Raw genomic sequence first — 17,571 nt, 5'->3', positions numbered from 1 at the left:
ACTGGCGGAATCCCGCAAGTTTCCTCCGCCGATCTGATGCAGGCGTTGCCTGTGGCCGTCTACACTACCGACAAACAAGGCTACATCACCTTCTTCAACGAAGCCGCTGCCGATCTCTGGGGACATCGTCCGATGCTTGGCCAGGACCGCTGGTGCGGTTCATGGAAGCTTCGCCACCTTGATGGGCGACCGATGGCGCATGACGAATGTCCGATGGCCGTTGCCTTGCTGGAGGAGCGGGACGTTCGTGGGGGCCGGGCGATCGCCGAGCGGCCGGACGGCCAGTTCATCCCGTTCAGCGCGCACCCGGTCCTGCTTCGCAATGTGCGCGGTGAGGTCGTCGGCGCTATCAACACCCTGCTCGACCTGCGCACCCAGGCGCTGGCTGACGACGCCGGCATAAGGCTCGCTGCCATCGTCGAATCCTCGATGGACGCGATCGTGTCGAAAGACCTGAACGGCATTATCACCAGTTGGAACGACGCGGCACAACGCCTGTTCGGCTACACGCCCGCCGAGGCGATCGGGCGCCCGGTGACGATCCTCATCCCGCCCGACCACCTGGATGAGGAAGCCATGATCATCAGCCGCATTCGCGCCGGCGAACGGATTCCTTCATACGAGACTATCCGGCAGCGCAAGGACGGCACCCTGGTACCGGTTTCGCTCACCATCTCGCCGATACGCGACGGCATTGGGCGTATCATCGGCGCCTCCAAGATCGCGCGCGACATCAGCCCGCACAAGGAGAGCGAACGGCGCATCCGCACACTCATGCGCGAAGTGAACCACCGCGTCAAAAACCAATATTCGGTGATCGTCTCGATGATCCGCGAGACCAGCAAGCTGGCGGGGACGCCAGAGGCTTTCCTTTCACAGGTCCGGGAACGCATCATGGCGCTATCGGAATCGCACGATCTGCTGGTCGATGCCGAATGGCGTGGGGCGACTATCGGCGAACTGATCCATGCCCAGACCAAGGCCTTCGCGACACAGGCCCGTCTGTCGATGAGCGGGCCGATGATCATGCTGCAGCCGAACGCGGTGCAATATCTCGGCATTGCCTTTCACGAGCTGGCCACGAATTCGGTAAAGCACGGAGCGCTGTCGCACCATGACGGACGGGTCGAGGTCGAATGGACCGTGACGCCAGCCGCCGACGGCAGCGATGGCTTCCGCTTTGTCTGGCGGGAACTGGACGGGCCATTGGTGGATGAAAACACGCGACGCGGGTTCGGAACGGTTGTGCTCAAACGCGTCACGCCGCAGGCGCTCAGTGGCACCGGCCGCCTGGAATTCGCCAGGCACGGCATCACCTGGACGCTGGAAGCGCCGCTGCGCTTCGTTCAGATGTCGATGGCTGGCATCGCGGCTGATTGAAGGCCGCTACACCGGCCGCGGCTTGGCGGCCGTGTGGCAGCACAATCCCCATGGAGGCAATCAGGAGGAGCAGCGATGAGTTGGCTGGGCATCTGGCAAAACCAGTACGGGTCGGTGGTCGAACTGACCAGCGAAGAGGGCGGACGGATCAGCGGAACCTTCAGGACGGCGCTGGAGGACAGCGCCTTTTTCGGCATGACCGTGCCGCTGTTCGGAGCCTGCCATGGAGATGTCATCGGCTTCACTTGCGCGGCCGAAGGGCGGGTCGGAGCCGCAGCGGTGAGCTATACCGGCATTCTCAGGGATGGGAAGCTGGAGATGCTGTGGCACACCGTTGCGGATGCCGCTTTGTCGGCGGAAAAGGAAGGTGCCCCGGCCCGAGCCAGGAAACTGCCCGCCTGGCGCGCCTTTGGAACCAGCCTCGACAGTTTTGAACGCGTGTCCTGACGCCTCGCGCCCGCCGCTCGCAAGTGAGGCAGCAGGGTGCCGCGGCGCGTAGGAACTCGCACCGACGATGGCGCGTTGGTGCGCCAGGACATGCTCTGTTCGTTACGGGGTCGACCCAATGAGCGTGCTTTATCGCGCAGCGAAAATCGCCGAACAGGCTCATGCCGGGCAGGCGGACAAGACAGGGCGGCCATATATCGAACATTGCCGCCGGCTCGTCGATGCCGTCGAAACGCTCGACCAGAAAGCTATCGCCTATCTTCACGACGTCATCGAAAAAGGCGACGGCTGGAACCGCGACCGGCTTGAGGCGGCCGGGTTCGGGCCGTCCATCGTGTCTGCCGTCGACGCCATGACGCGGCTGCCGAACGAGGACGATGCCGCGTTCGTTCGCAGGGCTGCGGCCAACCCGCTGGCGTTGCCTGTCAAGCGCGCCGATCTTGCCGACAATCTATGGCAGGCACGGCAGATCGGGGCCTCGACGGCGAAATACGAAGACGGCCTGCGCATCCTCAGAGAAGAGTTCGCGAGCTGACGGACCGCTGGCGGCTGTCGCCGATGTGGGTCTACTCGGTGACGTGCGGTGTGTGCCGCTTGTCTTCCGCGGGATCGGCCTCGATCCGCGCCCTGCCGGGATCGAACGCACCGTGGCGGGCGATCGCCAATGCCGGGGTGTCGGGCGTCTCGTAGGCCCACATGAAGTCTTCTGCCGACGAACCGACCGCATGAACCCGCCAATAGCTTGCCGTGCCCTTCAGCGGGCTGTGGCTCGTCGTGTTCGTCTTCTCCAGAAGGTCGAAATAGATGTCCTCGAAGGGTATGTAGAAAACAGGATCATGGCCGTCTTCATAGAGCACCTTTGCCCGCTCGCTCGACGCAATAATGGCATCGGAGAACCGGACGGTCACGGTTCCATCGAACGGGACAATCCTGAGCGGGCCTGGGCGGGGGGCGGAATCTGCGGCTAAGGACTGCATTCGACTTCTCCGTTGACTGCGCTGCCTTTCCGAAACGTGTTGTTGCCCGTCAGGGTTCCAGACCGCCGGCGCGCCGAGCCCGGATGGTGGAACGGTTCTGCAAGGTCGTCGTTGTTTCAGACCTCCGCACGCGCCATAATCGCAATGGCCGCCACTCACCGACTCAACAGCAAATGGATAACATGCTGGATCGATCGCCTACCCTTCCAAGGTCGCTTGGCGCTGCGCTGCGAAGGGAAGTGCCGCGGTTTACGGCACCCGGCAATGAAATTTCGTGCACCACGGTCGCATCCTACAACGTGCACAAATGCGTCGGCACCGATGGCAGGTTCGATCCGGAGCGGGTCGCGGCCGTGGTCAAGGAACTCGACGCCGACATCATTGCTTTGCAGGAGGCCGACGAAAGAACCGGAAGCAGGCAGGGATTGCTGGATCTCGCGGCGCTCGAGCGGGACAGCGACCTCGTCCCCACCCATGTCCCGGAAAACCGCCGCAGCCATGGCTGGCACGGAAATCTGATCCTGGCGCGGCGCGGCGTGGTCGAAAGCGTGAACCAGATCCGGCTGCCCGGCCTCGAGCCGCGCGGCGCGGTCATCGCGGACCTGGAGCTGAAGGGCGTCTCGCTCAGGATCATAGCCGCGCATTTCGGCTTGCTGCGGCGCTCGCGCTCGCAGCAAGTCAACGCACTTGTCGAAGCCACGCACCCGGTTCTGCGGCCAACAATCCTGCTCGGCGACCTCAACGAATGGCGCGTCCGCAACAGGTCTTCGCTGCTGGCCCTGCTGCCGCATTTCGGTCCGATCGATGCGGTTCTGCCGAGCTTTCCGTCGCGCTTTCCGCTGTTTGCGCTCGACCGCATCCTGGCCAGGCCGCCGCACCTGATTTCCAGCATCGAGGTGCACAAGACGCCGCTGGCGCAGCGGGCTTCCGATCATCTGCCGATCAAGGCCCGGCTGAACCTGGACGCGATACGGCAGCCGCGGCTGCAACCAGAATGAACCTGAAGGGTTGTTAGTCAGATTTCAGACGGTTTGCTTCGCTGATGTTTATCGGTGCACTTCATGGATACAGCCATCTCGCGGTTTGCCCGGGACAAGATCGCTGCCGGCAATAGCGGGCTGCTGCTGATCGCCGACAATTATGACGCGTTTGCCGCGCGAATCCTTGCTGCGCGCAGTGCCACAAGCAGCCTCGACCTGATGTACTATCTCTGGCACGACGACCATAGCGGCCGGCTGCTGATGCAGGAGGTCGTCAAGGCGGCGGAGCGCGGTGTCCGCGTCCGCATGCTGCTGGACGATATCAATCCGCGCAACAGCGACGCTGCTTACCTGGCGCTCAACAGCTACAAGAACATCGAGCTGAGGCTGTTCAACCCCAGCGGCATGAGGAACGGCAGCATCTTTCGCTCGCTGGAGATGGTCGCCCGGCTGTTTGCGATGACCCGCCGCATGCACAACAAGGCCTGGATCGCCGATGAGGGCTTGGCCATCGTCGGCGGAAGAAATATCGGCGATGCCTATTTCGACGCTGCGGAGACGAATTTTCGCGATCTCGACCTGTTGCTTCTCGGTCCTGCCGTAGGGCAGACGATGCAGATATTCGAGGCGTTCTGGAATTGCGAGGCGGCAAAGCCGATCCAGCTGCTCAACCCGGCTGCGGTGGGCTCGCGCGCCGATTTCCTCGACAATCTCGATGCGACCGCAGACGGCCAGCTTTTGAACAGCCTCAGTGCCTGGCGCACGATCACGGAGTTCATTGCAGCGCAGAGCGACGTCTGCTGGACGAAAGGCGTTCGCGTCATTTCCGATCCGCCGGAAAAGGTGCGCGGCAAGCGGCGCAGGAACTGGCTGACCAAAGAGCTGCTTCCCGCTATCGCGGCGACCAGGCAGCGCCTCGAAATTATCTCGCCCTATTTCATCCCCAGCCGCACCGGGTTGGCCATCCTGTCGAAGCTGGTGGATCGTGGCGTCAAGGTTGCAATCCTGACCAACTCGCTCGCCGCGACGGACGTCGCCGCCGTGCACGGCGCCTATGCCAAATGCCGCCGCAAGCTGCTTAAAAAAGGTATCCAGCTTTTCGAATTGCAGCCCTTCGACCGCCAGGCCAACATTTCCGTTTTCGGTTCAAAGGGAGCCAGCCTCCACACCAAGGCCTTCACGGTCGACGATACGCTCGGGTTTGTCGGCTCCTTCAATTTCGATCCGCGTTCGGTGTCGTTGAATGCGGAAATGGGCGTGCTTTTCCATGATACCAATCTGGTGATGGAGTTGCGCCGGCTGTTCGAGCACGAAAAGTCACCGCAGACGAGCTATCAGCTGGTCCTGGACAAAGGCGCCTTGCGGTGGCTCGGCATGGCGGATGGCGAGATGCGGCAATATTCGCGTGAACCGGAGGCCAGTCTCTATCGGCGCATCGTTGCAGCGCTGGTCGGGTGCCTGCCGATCGAATCGCAATTGTAGAAGCGACGGATTTGTCGGAACGGAACTCTTTGTCGGAACGGAACTCGGGGATCACGAGTTGTAACCCGTGTCCGGAGCATGCCGATGAAGACCACGATATACAGTTTTCTTGCTGAGCTCTTGCCGTTCTGGATGGCGCATAAACGCAAAATGCGCGGCGACCGCGCCGCCGAGTGGCCGGCACGACCGGCTGCTGCGGATGACGCTGTTCGGCCGTCAGGCGATCCTAATCGAGCAGCACCGGCGCGGCGGCGCAATACGTCCTAAGGGCAGAATGATCCCGCTCCGACTGTCTGGCTAGCCGCATTTCCGCGACGCCGATAATCCATTTGGCTGCAGAAGCTCTATCCCCTACTGCGATCACGCTATCGTCAAGTATCGCTATTCGAAATCCGGCGTTGCCAAGCATCCATTTTGCAGCACGTACGTTAATGTGCACTACAGGTTGCCGCTATAGGTGAGCGCCATGAGTGATAGTGCGATAGAATTCTTGCAGGACTGGATCCACGAAAACGTTCATGTGCCGCCGCCTCCGATCAAGCTTGAAAGGGAGGCGGAAATCCTCGCCAGGGAATGCAAGGAAGAGGCTGCCGATGCCGGCGTACCCATCGAAGACATCGAGGAAGAGGTCGGCGACCTCAAGGACCTGCTCGTCGCCAAGCTTGAAGACGCAGCCGAGGACGAGGCCCGGCAACTCAACGGCCACGGCCAAAAGATTTCTACGCTGGCGGCCGGGCAAAAGCGGGCCGTATGAGGCCGGTCCGAGCGCAGGCAAGGCATCACGAGGTGCGCCGCTTCGGCCTATTGTCCGATCATGTCGTCGACCTCGCCATGGCACGTCTCGCAGGCGACGCCTTTAGCGATATGGATCGAATGATTGAAATAGACGAAGTCGGGGACACTGTTCACCCGCTGCCACTGCAATGGCTGCCCGGAAGCAAGGCTTGCCCGTATCGGCGCCAGCATGTCCGCGTTGGTGAACAGCTGCGAATGGCAGGTCATGCACACCTCGGTCGCCGGCAGACCCGCCGATGACGCAGTCTCGACGCCGCTATGGCAATAACGGCAGTCGAGGCCGAGCTCGCCGACATGGTGCCTGTGGCTGAACGGCACTGGTTGCGCCAACGGCCGGCCAACGCCGGTGAGGAAGTCCGAACGCAAGACGGCGGTACCGCCGAGAGCCGCAAAGATCGCCATGAAACACGCGCCCCACAGAGCGAAGCGTGAAATGCCGTTGGCGCTCCTTGAAAAGACCTGCGGCATTCCCTCGCCGATTTCGCATCCAGCAAACCGTATTCACCCCCCAAAACCCCTAACTGCGGCTGCGTGGGTAAGTTCCGGCTGGGGCAGCGGAGATCACAGAATGGTTACCCCGCCCTGGCCCATCTGGTCGGGCTGATCGGAAACCATCGAACCGTCCATACGTTCGGATGAGGTCACGTTCTGTTTCACCCGGATAAGCATCATGATCATGACCATCCCCCACCCCATCCCATTCGCCGGTCCGGCGTTGCCTTCTGGTGGACGATGTTCGTCGGCGCGCTGCTGACGATCCTCGGCCTGCTGATCGGAGGGGGTGGTGCCTGGCTGATCGCGCTGGGCGGATCCTAGTACTATCTGCCCGCCGGGATCGCCCTGCTGGCCGCCGGCAGCCTGCTGCTTGCCGGCAATGCCGCCGGTGTATGGCTTACGTCCTGACCTGGCTGGCGACCCTTGCACCCGGCAGCCACCATTTTATGGAGACCAGGATCGGCGACGCCATCATTGCCTACGCACTGCCAAAAAGCTGACGCCCGACGATGACGGCTTCGCGGGACGCTTCCATCCTGATCGTCGGCGCCGGCCCGACCGGGCTGACGGCGGCAGTCGAACTGGCAAGGCGCGGCATTGCACCTCGCGTCATCGACCGCAAGGAAGGCCCTACGCCGCTCGCCAAGGCGGTCGGCATCAGTTCGCATAGCCTGGACGTCCTTGAACCGTCCAAAGTCGCTGCCCGGTTGCTCGCCGAGGGATTGAAAATTCGTCGAGCCCGTTTCTACTTCGAAGGACGAGCACTCGGCGAGATCGATTTCTCGATCCTGCCGCACCGCCATAATTTTCTGCTGTCATTGCCGCAGCGCGACACCGAATCGCTGATGACCGACACGCTCAAGGGATTCGGCGTCGACGTCGAATGGCGAAGCACATTTGTCAGGATGGCCGAGCACAAAGGCCGGGCCGAGGTGCGGATCGAGGCGCCAGACGGCCGTGACGAGGCAAGTTTCGACCTTGTCTTCGGAGCCGACGGTGCGCAAAGCACGGTGCGTGATGCCATCGGCATCGGCTTCGATGGCTACACGCATCGGCGGCGATGGAGCATTGCCGACGCCGACATCGACGATTGGCCCTATGAGCCGATGGCCGCCCACGCATTTCTTCACAGGAACGGCGACGTCGGTTTTATCATCCCGATCGGCGAGAAGCGCTATCGCGCGGTTTCAAACAGCGAGGATGCGTTGGCGCGCATCCCCGGCAATTACCGGATCACGCGGTTGTTGCGGGCCGACCGCTTCCATATTCCGGTACGACAGGCGCCGCGCTATCAAACCGCATGCGTCTTCCTGGGAGGCGATGCCGCGCATGTGCATTCGCCGCTGGGCGCGCGCGGCATGAATCTCGGCATCGAGGACGCCGCGTCATTCGCCAGGCGTTTCGTCGACGGCACGCTTGCCGGCTACACAAGCGAACGCCACCCGGTGGGGCAACGGTGGATCACGCTCAGCGAGCGCATCCTGTCGCTGGCCCAATCGGACAACGGCATCATGCAAGGCGTCAGGAACGCAGCCTTCAGCGTCGTCGGCCATCTGCCGCTGCTGCAACGGCCGCTGCTGGAGCGTGTCGCCGGGCTCAAGGAATGACGTGGTCGCATAAACCTTTTCGCCGGACATGCGTTGTTGGGTTTCAAGCCAGGGAGATGACCATGCAGATGAAATCGGAAGTCGCCGGCGAGGCCGCCAAGCAACGGCACATCCAGCGCCGGATCGACGAGAAGGACAAGTCCAAATCCAATGGCAGGCAAAAAGGCGCCATGCAGGCCGGTGCCCGCAAATATCCCGAGCCGCCCTTCCCCGAGCAGCACCAGCCGAAGCCGGGGCATGAATGGGCGATCGAGCCGGCGCCGCTTTACGATGCGCCGTACTATATCGGATCGAAAAAGCTCGACGGCAAAGTGGCCGTCATTACCGGCGGCGATTCAGGCATCGGCCGTGCGGTGGCCGTGCTCTATGCGCGTGAAGGCGCCGATGTGGCGATCGTCTATCTCTCGGAGGATAGGGACGCCAAAGATACCAAAAGGGCCGTCGAAGCGGAAGGCCGGCGCTGCATCCTGATCAAGGCCGACGTCAGCGAACGCAACCACTGCCACAACGCGGTGGCTGAGATCGTGCAGGAGTTTGGGCGGATCGACGTGCTGGTCAACAACGCCGCCTTCCAGATCCACTCCAGCGATTTCAGCGAGCTGACCGAGGAGCATTTCGACACGACGCTGAAGACCAACCTCTACGGCTATTTCCACATGGCGCAGGAGGCCGTGCCGCACATGAAACCCGGTTCGGCGATCATCAACACCGGTTCAGTGACCGGCATCGAGGGCTCGAAGCAACTGGTCGATTACTCCATGACCAAGGGCGGCATTCATGCCTTCACCCGCGCGCTCTCAGGCAACCTTGTCGAGAAGGGCATAAGGGTCAACGCCGTGGCGCCAGGCCCGGTTTGGACGCCGCTCAACCCCTCGGACAAGGAAGCCGGCGATGTTTCGAAATTTGGCGCTGACACGCCGATGAAACGGCCGGCCCAGCCGGAGGAGATCGCGCCGGCCTACGTGTTCCTCGCCTCGCCGCACTGCTCGAGCTACATCACCGGCGAGATATTGCCGATCGTGGGCGGCTACTGACGGCATGTATTTCATTGCCCTGGCCACTGACTATGACGGCACGCTGGCGCATGAAGGGGTCGTTGCCAAGAAGACGCTTGCGGCGCTTGAACGCTTCAAGAAGAGCGGCCGCAAACTCATTCTCGTCACCGGGCGCGAGCTGCCCGACCTGAAACGTGTCTTTCCCGAAGTCGCGATCTTCGACAAGGTGGTCGCGGAAAACGGGGCGCTGATCTACACGCCGGCCAGCGAGGAGGAGCGGACGATATCTCCGCCGCCCGCCCCCGAGTTCATCGCCAAACTCAGGAAACGCGGTGTCAAACCGCTTTCGGTCGGACGCTCGATCGTCGCAACCTGGGAACCGCATCAGGCTACCGCGCTCGAGGTCATCAAGAAATTGGGGCTGGAGCTGGAAATCATCTTCAACAAGGGCGCGGTGATGATCCTGCCCAGCGGCATCAACAAGGCGACCGGGCTGACAGCTGCGCTTCAGGACCTCAGATTGTCGCCGCACAACGTCGTCGGTGTCGGCGACGCCGAAAACGACCACGCCTTCCTGCGCGCCTGCGGCTTCAGCGTCGCCGTCGACAACGCACTGCCGGCAGTCAAGGATACGGCGGATCTCGTGACACGCGGCGCGCGCGGAAAAGGCGTCGAGGAACTGATCGCCAAGGTGGTGGAGCGCGATCGCGAGCTTGTGCCGAGCCGCGACGGCATTGTGCTTGGCTCGGAGAATGGCAAGGAGGTGTATCTGTCGCCAACCGATACGGTGCTGATCGCCGGCAGCTCCGGCATCGGCAAATCGACCCTGGCGACCGCACTGACGGAGCGCTTCGTCGAGAGAAAGTTCCAGTTCTGCATCTTCGATCCGGAAGGCGACTACGATGGCCTCGAAGGCGCCGTCCGGCTGGGCGACGGCTCGAACGCGCCGACGAAGACGCAACTGCTCGATCTCCTGGGGAAGCCGGACAACAATCTGGTCGTCAATGGCCTGGCGCTGCGCGTTAACGAGCGGCCGGACTTCTTTGCCGACCTGCTGCTGGGCCTTGGCGGTGTTCGCTTCCGCACGGCACGACCACACTGGCTGATCATCGACGAGGCGCATCACCTCTTGCCGAAGCGGCGCGACGACACGCCAATGGTGCTGGCCATGGAATTGCCGGGCACGATCCTGATCACGGTTCATCCGGACGCGATCTCAACCGAGGCATTGCGGCTGGTCACCGCCGTCATCGCACTCGGCCCCAAGGCGAAAAAGGTCATCAAGACGTTCTGTCGCGAGACCGGCACCGAACCGCCAAAGGACAAGGACCTGAACTCTCCAAAAGACGAGCGCGTGCTGTTCTGGCGGCCGCAGGCGCGCAAGAAACCTGCCATGGTCGAGCCGATCGAACCGCGGCAGTCGCTCAAGCGCCACAGCCGCAAATATGCCGAGGGCCAGCTGGACGAGAAGGGCAGCTTCTATTTCCGCGGCCCCGACAATGCGATGAACCTCCGCGCCCATAATCTGATGATTTTCGCCCAGATCGCCGAGGGCATCGACGACAGGACCTGGGAACATCATCTGCGCGCCGGCGACTATTCCGAATGGTTTCGCCACCAGATCAGGGACAAGGAACTGGCGCGCGAAACCGCCGAAGCGGAGAAAGACGGCACACTTTCGGCGCAGGAGAGCCGCAACCACATCCTGGACGCAGTGCGCCGCCGCTATACCGCGCCCGCCACCGCGCCAAAGGAATAGCTGCAACGGCGCCCCGCCGTGGAACCTCATCCGCCGAACGAGATTGTGTTCTATCGGGCGCCAGATCCATTCAATGCCGAATAATGCCCCGGAAGGAGACGATGGATGAGCAGCGACCGGGACAAGAATGGTCCTGTCTTTTCGGCGGAGCAGGCGCGGCAGGGCGAGATCATCCTGCGGACGCGGGCGCGCCGGATCATTTTCATCGGCGGCCTGGTGGGTCTCGTCTTGCTGGCATTGCTGGTTTGGTGGATTTGAATTCCTCACGGCTGGAGCAAGATCATGAAATCACAGCTTGTCGCCGAAAGCGCCGGACAGAGAACGTTCGTCGTTGTGCTTGATCCCGGCGAAGAGGCGTTTGCGCAGCTGACGTCATTTGCGGTCGACCGTGGCGTCGGCGGCGCGTCGCTGACCGCGCTCGGCGCTTTCGAAAGTGCAACCGTCGGCTGGTTCGACCCTGGAGAAAGGACCTACCGGAAAATCCCCGTCCGGGAACAGTGTGAAGTGCTGAGCGCGATCGGCGATGTTGCCATCGGCGACGACGGCAGGCCCAGCTTGCACGTCCACGCAGTCCTTGGATTGAGTGACGGCACCACGAGGGGCGGTCATCTGCTGGACGGCATCGTGCGGCCGACGCTTGAGGTCACATTGGTGGAGACGCCTGGCCATCTGCGCCGCAGGCACCGTCCCGAACTCGGCGTCGCCCTGATCGACTTGGAGGCTTGATCCGAGCCGATCACTTCGTTGATTTGACTGCGGCCGTTTCGGGTACAACCTCCCAACCGAAGACGCTGCGGCCGCCGAGCAGATGCGATTGCTCGAACTCTCCGGCGACGATTTCCTTCAGGCTCGGCCCGGTGGCATAGCGCTCGACCTGCCTCGACTGGTCGTCCAGCCGCCGCAACGCGCCGATCTCTTCGTCACGGCCGAGCCTGGCCTTGTGGACAGCCGACTTCAGCACGCCGATCGTCTCGTCATAGACCTTCAGCGGCACCGGAAACGGGTGCCTGTCCTTGCCGCCATGCGCCAGCGAGAAGCGGCCGGGATCGGAAAATCGGCACGGCGCGCCATGCACCACTTCGGCGACCAGCGCCAGCGCCCGCACTGTGCGCGCGCCGACATTGGGCACCAGGAGAAGCCCGGCGAAATCTGTCGGGCCGCGCTCGGCCGCCGCGGCGATGTTGCCGTGCAGGCGGCGCATGACGACATCGCTTTCGCGTACATCGTGGTGCGCCGGCATCACCAGATGCGGCAGCAGCTTTTGTGCCGGCTCCGGCGCTGGCGCCGAACCCCGCTCCAAAGCGGCAAGCTCCCTCACGATGCGATCCGGTCCAAGGCCGTGCAGAAGGTCCAGTTGTCCCTGGCGCGACGCTTCGGCGCGGCGGTCGGTCAGGTTGACGATCTCGCCCTGATTGGCGCCCTCGATGGCAGCATGCGGCTGGTCGACAAAGCTCTTCAGGCCCTCGGACAGCCAGTGATAGCGGCGCGCCACCTTGCTGTCGCCGTTCATGCCTTGCTGCACCACCACCCAGTTGCCGTCATCGGTGACGATGAAGCCGTGCAGATAGAGATCGAAACCGTCCTGGACCGCGGCGCTGTCCACCTTGGCGACAAGCCGGCTGGCAGTCGCCAGGCCTTGCCCGTCGAGGCCGACACGCTCGCCGATCAGGGCAAGCTCGTGCGGGGTCTTGCGCGAATGCGCGCCGCGGCCGCCGCAAACGTGGATGCCGAGCTCGCCGGAGAGCGGCGACAGACCGCGCTTCAACGCTCCGACGACGCTGGTGGTGATGCCGGAGGAATGCCAGTCCATCCCCATCACGGCGCCAAAAGACTGGAACCAGAACGGATGCGCCAGCCGGCGCAGCAATTCATCGCGGCCGTAATGGTGGATGATCGCCTCGCACATGACCGCGCCAAGCCGCGTCATGCGGTCGCCGAGCCATTTCGGCACGCGCCCGCCGTGAAGTGGGAGATCAGCACTTCCCGATCGCTGTGCCACGGTCTTTTGCTTGCTCCTTGAGTCCTGCCTCGACAGATAGGTATCGAAAGGGGTGTGGAGAAGCTATGGCCTGATTCATGCCGCGATCGTTGCAAGCCGCCAGCTAGCGGGCAGGTTCGCTGAGGAGATCAAACTTCTGGATCTCGCAATGCTCGCCCACCGATTCCAGCAGATCCATTGGCGGTGCCCCAGTGTCCGGCCGCCTCCAACTGATCTCGAACGAGAAAACAGGGTCTTTGAGATCCGGGCGCCTCTCTATCGCGACGAGGCGTGCCCGGTAGCCAAGCGGCCCGATCATCGTATCGAGTTCCTGTCGGGCTGCGGCCTTCCAGGTCAGTGCCAACTGGGCATGGTGTTCGCGCGACATTCGAAGGTCCACCCATTTCAGGACCAGCAAGGTGGCCAGCGTCAGCGCCGTGCCGGCCGCGCCCAAGCCGTATTGGCCACCACCGAAAGCCAATCCGATCGCCGTCATCACCCACAACGTGGCCGCCGTGGTGACGCCGCTGACAAGATTGCCCCGGCGAAGAATGGCGCCACCGCCGATAAAGCCGACGCCGGTCAACACGCCCAGCGGAAAGCGCAAGACGTCCATCGATGCAAACGAATCCGGGTGCTTGCCAACGGTCTCGAGCAGAATACTGGCCTGGATCATTGTGATGGCGGCGGCCAATCCGACCAGCACGGTGGTGCGTAGCCCCGCCGCGTGCCCGCGCGCCTCGCGGTTGAGGCCTATCAACAGGCCGGCGAGCGCGGTCAGAAGCAGTCGTGCCGCGATGTCCTGCCAGACCGGAACAACGAGGAGCATCGCGGTCACCCGTCAGGCCAAGCGCTGCTGGCCAGGAATAGCGCCATGGTCAAAGCGAACAAGGGCAAGAGCGTCTTCATCGCAAATTCTTTTCGTCGATAAGCAACAAACGATGCGCCTGGATTTTGGTTGCGCCGCCGACGATTCACTCCGGCGATTGGCAGCGGCGGAACAAAACCTTCGCCCTGCGGGTTGGTGGGTTCACGCCAACGAAGGATTTGCAGTCATGGTCCGCTTGCTGCTTGCTGGAGCCGTCGCTTATCTGGCCTATCGCATCACCAAGGAGATCGGCGGGACCGACGAGGTCGATCCGCTGTCGCCTTCAGCCGACCAAGCCGGCCGCAAGGCGCCGAGGCGGCAAAGCGGGGCACAGAGGAATGGCCGACGGCGGTAGCGAATGCCGTAGCGGCGGCGCGGACCAGCCATGACCGCATTTCCGTTGCCGCTCGACCTTCGTCCGATGGAAGCCAAAGCCGCCGATGCAATCCCTGGCGGCGACAGGCTTTGGCAATACGAGCCGAAATGGGACGGGTTTCGCTGCCTCGTGTTCAAGGGCGACGATGCCGTCGATCTGCGTGCAAAATCGGGCAAGCGGCTTGGCCGCTATTTTCCCGAACTGGTCGCGGTGCTGCGCGATGTGAGCTCGCGACGGTTTGTTGCCGACGGCGAGATTGTCATCGAGGTCGACGGATCGTCCTCGTTCGAGGCCCTGCAAATGCGCCTTCATCCCGCCGAAAGCAGGATCCGCAAGTTGAGCCTCGAGACGCCTGCCATGCTGGTCCTGTTCGACATGCTGGCCGAACCCGGCGGCAGGATCATCATCGAAGAGCCTCTCACCACCAGGAGGCAGGCGATTGAGGCCTTTGTCGCGTCGGCGGCACGGCCCCAACTGCACCTGTCCAAATATACGCACGACGCCGCCACCGCCGAGCGCTGGCTGCAGGGCGCCGGCCACGGCTCGACCGACGGTGTTGTTGCAAAACTGATCGCCGAGCCATACCGGCCCGGCGAGCGCGCCATGGTCAAGGTCAAGCGGCTGCGCACTGCGGATTGCGTGGTCGGCGGCTTTCGCTATCTCGCCGGCAGCAACGAAGTCGGATCTCTGCTGCTTGGCCTCTACAATAACGAAGGCAGGCTGGATCATGTCGGATTCACTTCGACCATCGGCAAGAACGACAGGGCGGCGCTGACCAGACGGCTGGAAAACTGCGGGCCAAACCAGGTTTCACCGGCAAGGCGCCGGACGGACCAAGCCGCTGGAGCACGGAGCGGAGCGGACAATGGGAACCGATAAAGCCTGAACTGGTGGTCGAGGTTCGGTTCGACCATGTGACAGGCGACCGGTTCCGGCACGGAACCAAGCTGTTGCGCTGGCGGCCGGACAAGGAGCCGCGGCAATGCACGTTCGAGCAGATCGAGTAAGTCCGATCCGAGGCACCGCTTCAAGGCGCTTGCTGCCCGTTCATGACGGACCAATGCAGAATTTCACCGGTTCGCCGCGGCCAACCGAGCCTTGGCAACCAAGGCTCGGTTGCGGTTTTGAAATCAGGCAGCTTCCTGCATGGCGCGTTCGTTGACGCCGCTTTCGCCGAGCTTGGAAAGCGCTTCGTCGGTCGCGACCTCTTCCTTGAGAGTTGCCCTGAGCAGCTCGACAACGTCGCTCTTGCCGAGTTCTTCCGCCCACGCGATCAAAGTGCCGTAGCGAGCGATCTCGTAATGCTCGACGGCTTGCGCCGCACCGACAAGCCCGGCGTCGAGCGCGGGAGCACCACTATACTCCTCGAGCATTTCCGAGCCCTCTTCGATGATGCCGTCAATCGCCGGACAGGTTTTGCCGCGGGCCGGCTTGCCGAATTTGTCGAACACCTCCTCGAGGCGGTCGACATGTCCTTCGGTTTCCATGCGGTGTTTCTCGAAAGCGGCGGTCACTTCTTCCGACTCCGCGCCCTTGGCCATTTTGGGCAGCGCTTTCAGTATCTTCTTCTCGGCGTAGTAGAGGTCTTTGAGCCCGTCGAGGAACAGATCCTCAAGGCCCTTGCTTGCCGCCTTCGCGGCCTTTTTCGTAGTCGCCATGATCCTCTCCCGAATGGTTGGTGCCGCCTCGCAAAGTGGAGGCGTCCGATAACCCTCCGACAGGAAACAAGTTCCCTGACGGTCCGGCAGCTTTGCAAATTTTTCCGACCCGCCGTGTGGTGTCGCAGGGGCCTTCGACCTGCGGCAGCAATCGGCCAGAAAAGCGCCGTCAGCGCTCGCCGATATGCTCGACCAGGCGGGTATATTCGGCCTCGGCCAGGCCGTAGCCGCCATCCGCCAGTGCGACGAGACCATCGCGATCGCGGATGATAATTTCGCCGCGGCGGGACCGGATGAGCCCTCGCCCCTCGAGCAGCTGCAGCGCGACCGTTACACCCGGGCGCCTTACGCCAAGCATGATCGACAGGAATTCGTGCGTGATCGTCAGCCGGCCGCCATCCACCCGATCGTCACACATGAGAAGCCAGCGCGCCAGCCGGTCTTCAAGTTTCGATCGCGCGTTGACCAGCGCGGTATAGCCAGTCTGGACATGCAGATATTGCACGTAGCGCAGCAAGAACAGCCGCAGCGTCGGGCTTTGCGTCAGCGCCGCCTTGAACGGCTCGGCGTCGATCCTGGCAGCTTCTCCCGCCAGCTGCACATAGCAATCATGGACCGTACGGTCGTCGCCCATTATCAGGGCCGAGCCGGTCATACCTTCCAAGCCGACAAGGCCAACTTCCGCATCGCTGCCGTTCGGCATTTTCGCAACCACCGAACCGATGCCGTCCTCAAGGAAATAAATGGCCTCGATCGGCGATCCGGACACTTCGAGCGATTGCCGTAACTCCAGCGAACAGCGCTCGATGTGCGGCTCGAGAGATGCGAAATCGCCGGCGCTCATTCGGCGCAACAGCTTGTTTTTGTACGGATTTTTATTGGAATTTGCTGGATCAGACATAGCTGGGCCCAAAACAGGGCAAGAGCCTTTTTATCTCCCAGCCGTCCGCGCCCGGTATAACCTGCGGACGATAACGCTTATATAAGCACTGAAAGGTATGGAGCCTACTAAATAAAAAAATGAATCGATGCACGGCAGTTTCTCCTGCCGCTTGCCTACGAAAACATCCGACTGAAAGTTAGAGTTGGAAACGTACCAAAGTCGGTTTGGTACGAAAACGACAATTGAGATCGCCGGGCTCGAAAAGAGCCCGTCGCGAGGGATGCAACGGGCTCCATTCGGGCGTCGTGGGCTACGCCCAGTGATCCAAATGAGGGGTGGGTTGGATCGCAGCAACAATGCAGGTGCAAGGCAGTCGTTCCCAAACTGTCTGCTTGGTAATTTCCGTACATTGAGTTTGGACGAGAGCGGCGCTAATTGAATTGGAGTCGTCCACACAGGCACGGCGAGTGGACGCTTGAAAGACGCTTCGCGCTTTCGCCCTTTTCAAGGGAGGATGGCATGCCGATGCAAGGTGCAGCAACTCCAGCCGAACTGAGCGTGCTGAGAAAAGCGCTCGACGACTGCTGCCGCGAGTTGGGTGTTGCGGACGACAGTCCTGTCCGCGAGCGGTTGGCAGCCCGTATCATGTCGCTGTTCAACGAGGGTGTGCTCAACGCCGATCTGAAAGAAGCGCTGGCCGCCGATCGCCAACAATAAGCTGCTGCTATGGTGGCGTCCTCGGCGCCGAAAGGTTCGGCACCGAGTCGCCCTTTCTAGCCAGGGTCCCGGTTTGCCAAGGATCTTGGAAATCTAGTCTTTTCACGACAAAACGCCCGGCGCTAATTACCAAGCGGCAGGCGTTTTTGTCGCGAGCGTGACACTAACGCGTGT

Annotated in this window: 19 protein-coding genes and 2 pseudogenes; 14 read left to right on the top strand and 7 right to left on the bottom strand. The window is 62.3% G+C overall.

The genetic code is table 11. From position 1 onward, the window contains the following. Window positions 1-36: 36 nt before the first annotated feature. The 3 genes from NKH28_RS16065 to NKH28_RS16055 all read left to right on the top strand — a co-directional run bounded on the left by NKH28_RS16065 (window position 37) and on the right by NKH28_RS16055 (window position 2,362). On the top strand, window positions 37-1,380 hold the full coding sequence (locus NKH28_RS16065; RefSeq protein WP_352979599.1) for a PAS domain-containing HWE histidine kinase family protein: 1,344 nt from the start codon (window positions 37-39) through the stop codon (window positions 1,378-1,380). Window positions 1,381-1,455: 75 nt separating this feature from the next. Next, window positions 1,456-1,827, top strand: a complete 372-nt coding sequence (locus NKH28_RS16060; RefSeq protein ID WP_352539868.1) for an avidin/streptavidin family protein — start codon at window positions 1,456-1,458, stop codon at window positions 1,825-1,827. Window positions 1,828-1,945: 118 nt separating this feature from the next. Beyond that, a complete protein-coding gene (locus NKH28_RS16055) occupies window positions 1,946-2,362 on the top strand; it encodes an HD domain-containing protein (RefSeq protein ID WP_352539867.1) in 417 nt (138 codons plus the stop codon). Between the two features lie 31 nt (window positions 2,363-2,393). Here the strand turns inward: NKH28_RS16055 and NKH28_RS16050 are convergent, their stop codons facing one another. Then, entirely contained in the window at window positions 2,394-2,804 is a 411-nt protein-coding gene (locus NKH28_RS16050; protein WP_352814075.1) for a DUF427 domain-containing protein, read from the bottom strand. Between the two features lie 182 nt (window positions 2,805-2,986). Between NKH28_RS16050 and NKH28_RS16045 the strand changes: the two genes are divergently transcribed. The 3 genes from NKH28_RS16045 (at window position 2,987) to NKH28_RS16035 (ending at window position 6,020) form a co-directional block, all read left to right on the top strand. Further along, the gene (locus NKH28_RS16045) at window positions 2,987-3,802 is read left to right on the top strand and encodes an endonuclease/exonuclease/phosphatase family protein (protein ID WP_502904272.1); all 816 of its coding nucleotides are present in this window, start codon (window positions 2,987-2,989) and stop codon (window positions 3,800-3,802) included. 63 nt (window positions 3,803-3,865) lie between these two features. Continuing rightward, entirely contained in the window at window positions 3,866-5,266 is a 1,401-nt protein-coding gene (locus tag NKH28_RS16040) for a phospholipase D family protein (RefSeq protein ID WP_352539864.1), read from the top strand. A 466-nt stretch (window positions 5,267-5,732) separates the two neighbouring features. Then, the gene (locus tag NKH28_RS16035; RefSeq protein WP_352449563.1) at window positions 5,733-6,020 is read left to right on the top strand and encodes a hypothetical protein; all 288 of its coding nucleotides are present in this window, start codon (window positions 5,733-5,735) and stop codon (window positions 6,018-6,020) included. Between the two features lie 59 nt (window positions 6,021-6,079). On the opposite strand, the pseudogene NKH28_RS16030 reads toward NKH28_RS16035, so the two are convergent. Together NKH28_RS16030 and NKH28_RS16025 are read right to left on the bottom strand one after the other, a co-directional pair. Further along, window positions 6,080-6,529 (bottom strand): annotated as a pseudogene (locus NKH28_RS16030) (cytochrome c3 family protein); the annotation flags it as partial. Between the two features lie 93 nt (window positions 6,530-6,622). Then, window positions 6,623-6,985, bottom strand: coding sequence for a hypothetical protein (locus NKH28_RS16025; RefSeq protein ID WP_352979593.1), 363 nt, complete (start codon window positions 6,983-6,985; stop codon window positions 6,623-6,625). An 80-nt stretch (window positions 6,986-7,065) separates the two neighbouring features. Between NKH28_RS16025 and NKH28_RS16020 the strand changes: the two genes are divergently transcribed. From NKH28_RS16020 to NKH28_RS16000, 5 genes are all read left to right on the top strand, one after another. Further along, complete coding sequence (locus NKH28_RS16020; protein WP_352979591.1) at window positions 7,066-8,163, top strand: FAD-dependent oxidoreductase; 1,098 nt, start codon at window positions 7,066-7,068, stop codon at window positions 8,161-8,163. Window positions 8,164-8,225: 62 nt separating this feature from the next. Next, window positions 8,226-9,197, top strand: a complete 972-nt coding sequence (locus tag NKH28_RS16015) for an SDR family oxidoreductase (RefSeq protein WP_352979589.1) — start codon at window positions 8,226-8,228, stop codon at window positions 9,195-9,197. 4 nt (window positions 9,198-9,201) lie between these two features. Further along, window positions 9,202-10,917, top strand: coding sequence for an HAD family hydrolase (locus NKH28_RS16010; protein WP_352979587.1), 1,716 nt, complete (start codon window positions 9,202-9,204; stop codon window positions 10,915-10,917). 105 nt (window positions 10,918-11,022) lie between these two features. Then, complete coding sequence (locus NKH28_RS16005) at window positions 11,023-11,175, top strand: peptide ABC transporter permease (protein ID WP_352769229.1); 153 nt, start codon at window positions 11,023-11,025, stop codon at window positions 11,173-11,175. Window positions 11,176-11,199: 24 nt separating this feature from the next. After that, window positions 11,200-11,643, top strand: coding sequence for a PPC domain-containing DNA-binding protein (locus NKH28_RS16000; RefSeq protein WP_023677099.1), 444 nt, complete (start codon window positions 11,200-11,202; stop codon window positions 11,641-11,643). Between the two features lie 10 nt (window positions 11,644-11,653). Here NKH28_RS16000 and NKH28_RS15995 read toward each other — a convergent pair whose 3' ends face one another. Together NKH28_RS15995 and NKH28_RS15990 are read right to left on the bottom strand one after the other, a co-directional pair. Continuing rightward, window positions 11,654-12,916 (bottom strand): DUF763 domain-containing protein, encoded by a 1,263-nt coding sequence (locus tag NKH28_RS15995; RefSeq protein ID WP_352979585.1) that lies wholly within the window; start codon window positions 12,914-12,916, stop codon window positions 11,654-11,656. A gap of 103 nt (window positions 12,917-13,019) precedes the next feature. Next, window positions 13,020-13,724: an MgtC/SapB family protein gene (locus NKH28_RS15990; protein WP_352473102.1), complete on the bottom strand. Its 705-nt coding sequence runs from the start codon at window positions 13,722-13,724 to the stop codon at window positions 13,020-13,022. A gap of 226 nt (window positions 13,725-13,950) precedes the next feature. Here NKH28_RS15990 and NKH28_RS15985 point away from each other — a divergent pair, with 226 nt between their 5' ends. Further along, the gene (locus NKH28_RS15985) at window positions 13,951-14,118 is read left to right on the top strand and encodes a hypothetical protein (protein ID WP_352473079.1); all 168 of its coding nucleotides are present in this window, start codon (window positions 13,951-13,953) and stop codon (window positions 14,116-14,118) included. 30 nt (window positions 14,119-14,148) lie between these two features. Beyond that, a pseudogene (locus NKH28_RS15980) lies at window positions 14,149-15,146 on the top strand (ATP-dependent DNA ligase). Between the two features lie 123 nt (window positions 15,147-15,269). Here NKH28_RS15980 and NKH28_RS15975 read toward each other — a convergent pair. After that, on the bottom strand, window positions 15,270-15,797 hold the full coding sequence (locus tag NKH28_RS15975) for a YciE/YciF ferroxidase family protein (RefSeq protein WP_352614258.1): 528 nt from the start codon (window positions 15,795-15,797) through the stop codon (window positions 15,270-15,272). A 169-nt stretch (window positions 15,798-15,966) separates the two neighbouring features. Further along, window positions 15,967-16,698, bottom strand: coding sequence for a Crp/Fnr family transcriptional regulator (locus NKH28_RS15970; RefSeq protein WP_352473082.1), 732 nt, complete (start codon window positions 16,696-16,698; stop codon window positions 15,967-15,969). A gap of 501 nt (window positions 16,699-17,199) precedes the next feature. Between NKH28_RS15970 and NKH28_RS15965 the strand changes: the two genes are divergently transcribed. Beyond that, the gene (locus tag NKH28_RS15965; RefSeq protein WP_352449586.1) at window positions 17,200-17,397 is read left to right on the top strand and encodes a hypothetical protein; all 198 of its coding nucleotides are present in this window, start codon (window positions 17,200-17,202) and stop codon (window positions 17,395-17,397) included. Window positions 17,398-17,571: the final 174 nt, after the last annotated feature.

Source organism: Mesorhizobium sp. M1227 (genome assembly GCF_040318315.1).
In the GTDB taxonomy this organism is placed as follows: domain Bacteria; phylum Pseudomonadota; class Alphaproteobacteria; order Rhizobiales; family Rhizobiaceae; genus Mesorhizobium.
Note: the sequence above shows the minus strand (reverse complement) of the source record. Positions and strands in the feature narration are given on the sequence as shown.

Coding starts and splice junctions, on each gene's coding strand:
- NKH28_RS16065 (WP_352979599.1), top strand. CDS start 37: ATGCAGGCGTTGCCTGTGGCCGTCTACACTACCGACAAACAAGGCTAC.
- NKH28_RS16060 (WP_352539868.1), top strand. CDS start 1,456: ATGAGTTGGCTGGGCATCTGGCAAAACCAGTACGGGTCGGTGGTCGAA.
- NKH28_RS16055 (WP_352539867.1), top strand. CDS start 1,946: ATGAGCGTGCTTTATCGCGCAGCGAAAATCGCCGAACAGGCTCATGCC.
- NKH28_RS16050 (WP_352814075.1), bottom strand. CDS start 2,804: ATGCAGTCCTTAGCCGCAGATTCCGCCCCCCGCCCAGGCCCGCTCAGG.
- NKH28_RS16045 (WP_502904272.1), top strand. CDS start 2,987: ATGCTGGATCGATCGCCTACCCTTCCAAGGTCGCTTGGCGCTGCGCTG.
- NKH28_RS16040 (WP_352539864.1), top strand. CDS start 3,866: ATGGATACAGCCATCTCGCGGTTTGCCCGGGACAAGATCGCTGCCGGC.
- NKH28_RS16035 (WP_352449563.1), top strand. CDS start 5,733: ATGAGTGATAGTGCGATAGAATTCTTGCAGGACTGGATCCACGAAAAC.
- NKH28_RS16020 (WP_352979591.1), top strand. CDS start 7,066: ATGACGGCTTCGCGGGACGCTTCCATCCTGATCGTCGGCGCCGGCCCG.
- NKH28_RS16015 (WP_352979589.1), top strand. CDS start 8,226: ATGCAGATGAAATCGGAAGTCGCCGGCGAGGCCGCCAAGCAACGGCAC.
- NKH28_RS16010 (WP_352979587.1), top strand. CDS start 9,202: ATGTATTTCATTGCCCTGGCCACTGACTATGACGGCACGCTGGCGCAT.
- NKH28_RS16005 (WP_352769229.1), top strand. CDS start 11,023: ATGAGCAGCGACCGGGACAAGAATGGTCCTGTCTTTTCGGCGGAGCAG.
- NKH28_RS16000 (WP_023677099.1), top strand. CDS start 11,200: ATGAAATCACAGCTTGTCGCCGAAAGCGCCGGACAGAGAACGTTCGTC.
- NKH28_RS15990 (WP_352473102.1), bottom strand. CDS start 13,724: ATGCTCCTCGTTGTTCCGGTCTGGCAGGACATCGCGGCACGACTGCTT.
- NKH28_RS15985 (WP_352473079.1), top strand. CDS start 13,951: ATGGTCCGCTTGCTGCTTGCTGGAGCCGTCGCTTATCTGGCCTATCGC.
- NKH28_RS15975 (WP_352614258.1), bottom strand. CDS start 15,797: ATGGCGACTACGAAAAAGGCCGCGAAGGCGGCAAGCAAGGGCCTTGAG.
- NKH28_RS15970 (WP_352473082.1), bottom strand. CDS start 16,698: ATGTCTGATCCAGCAAATTCCAATAAAAATCCGTACAAAAACAAGCTG.
- NKH28_RS15965 (WP_352449586.1), top strand. CDS start 17,200: ATGCCGATGCAAGGTGCAGCAACTCCAGCCGAACTGAGCGTGCTGAGA.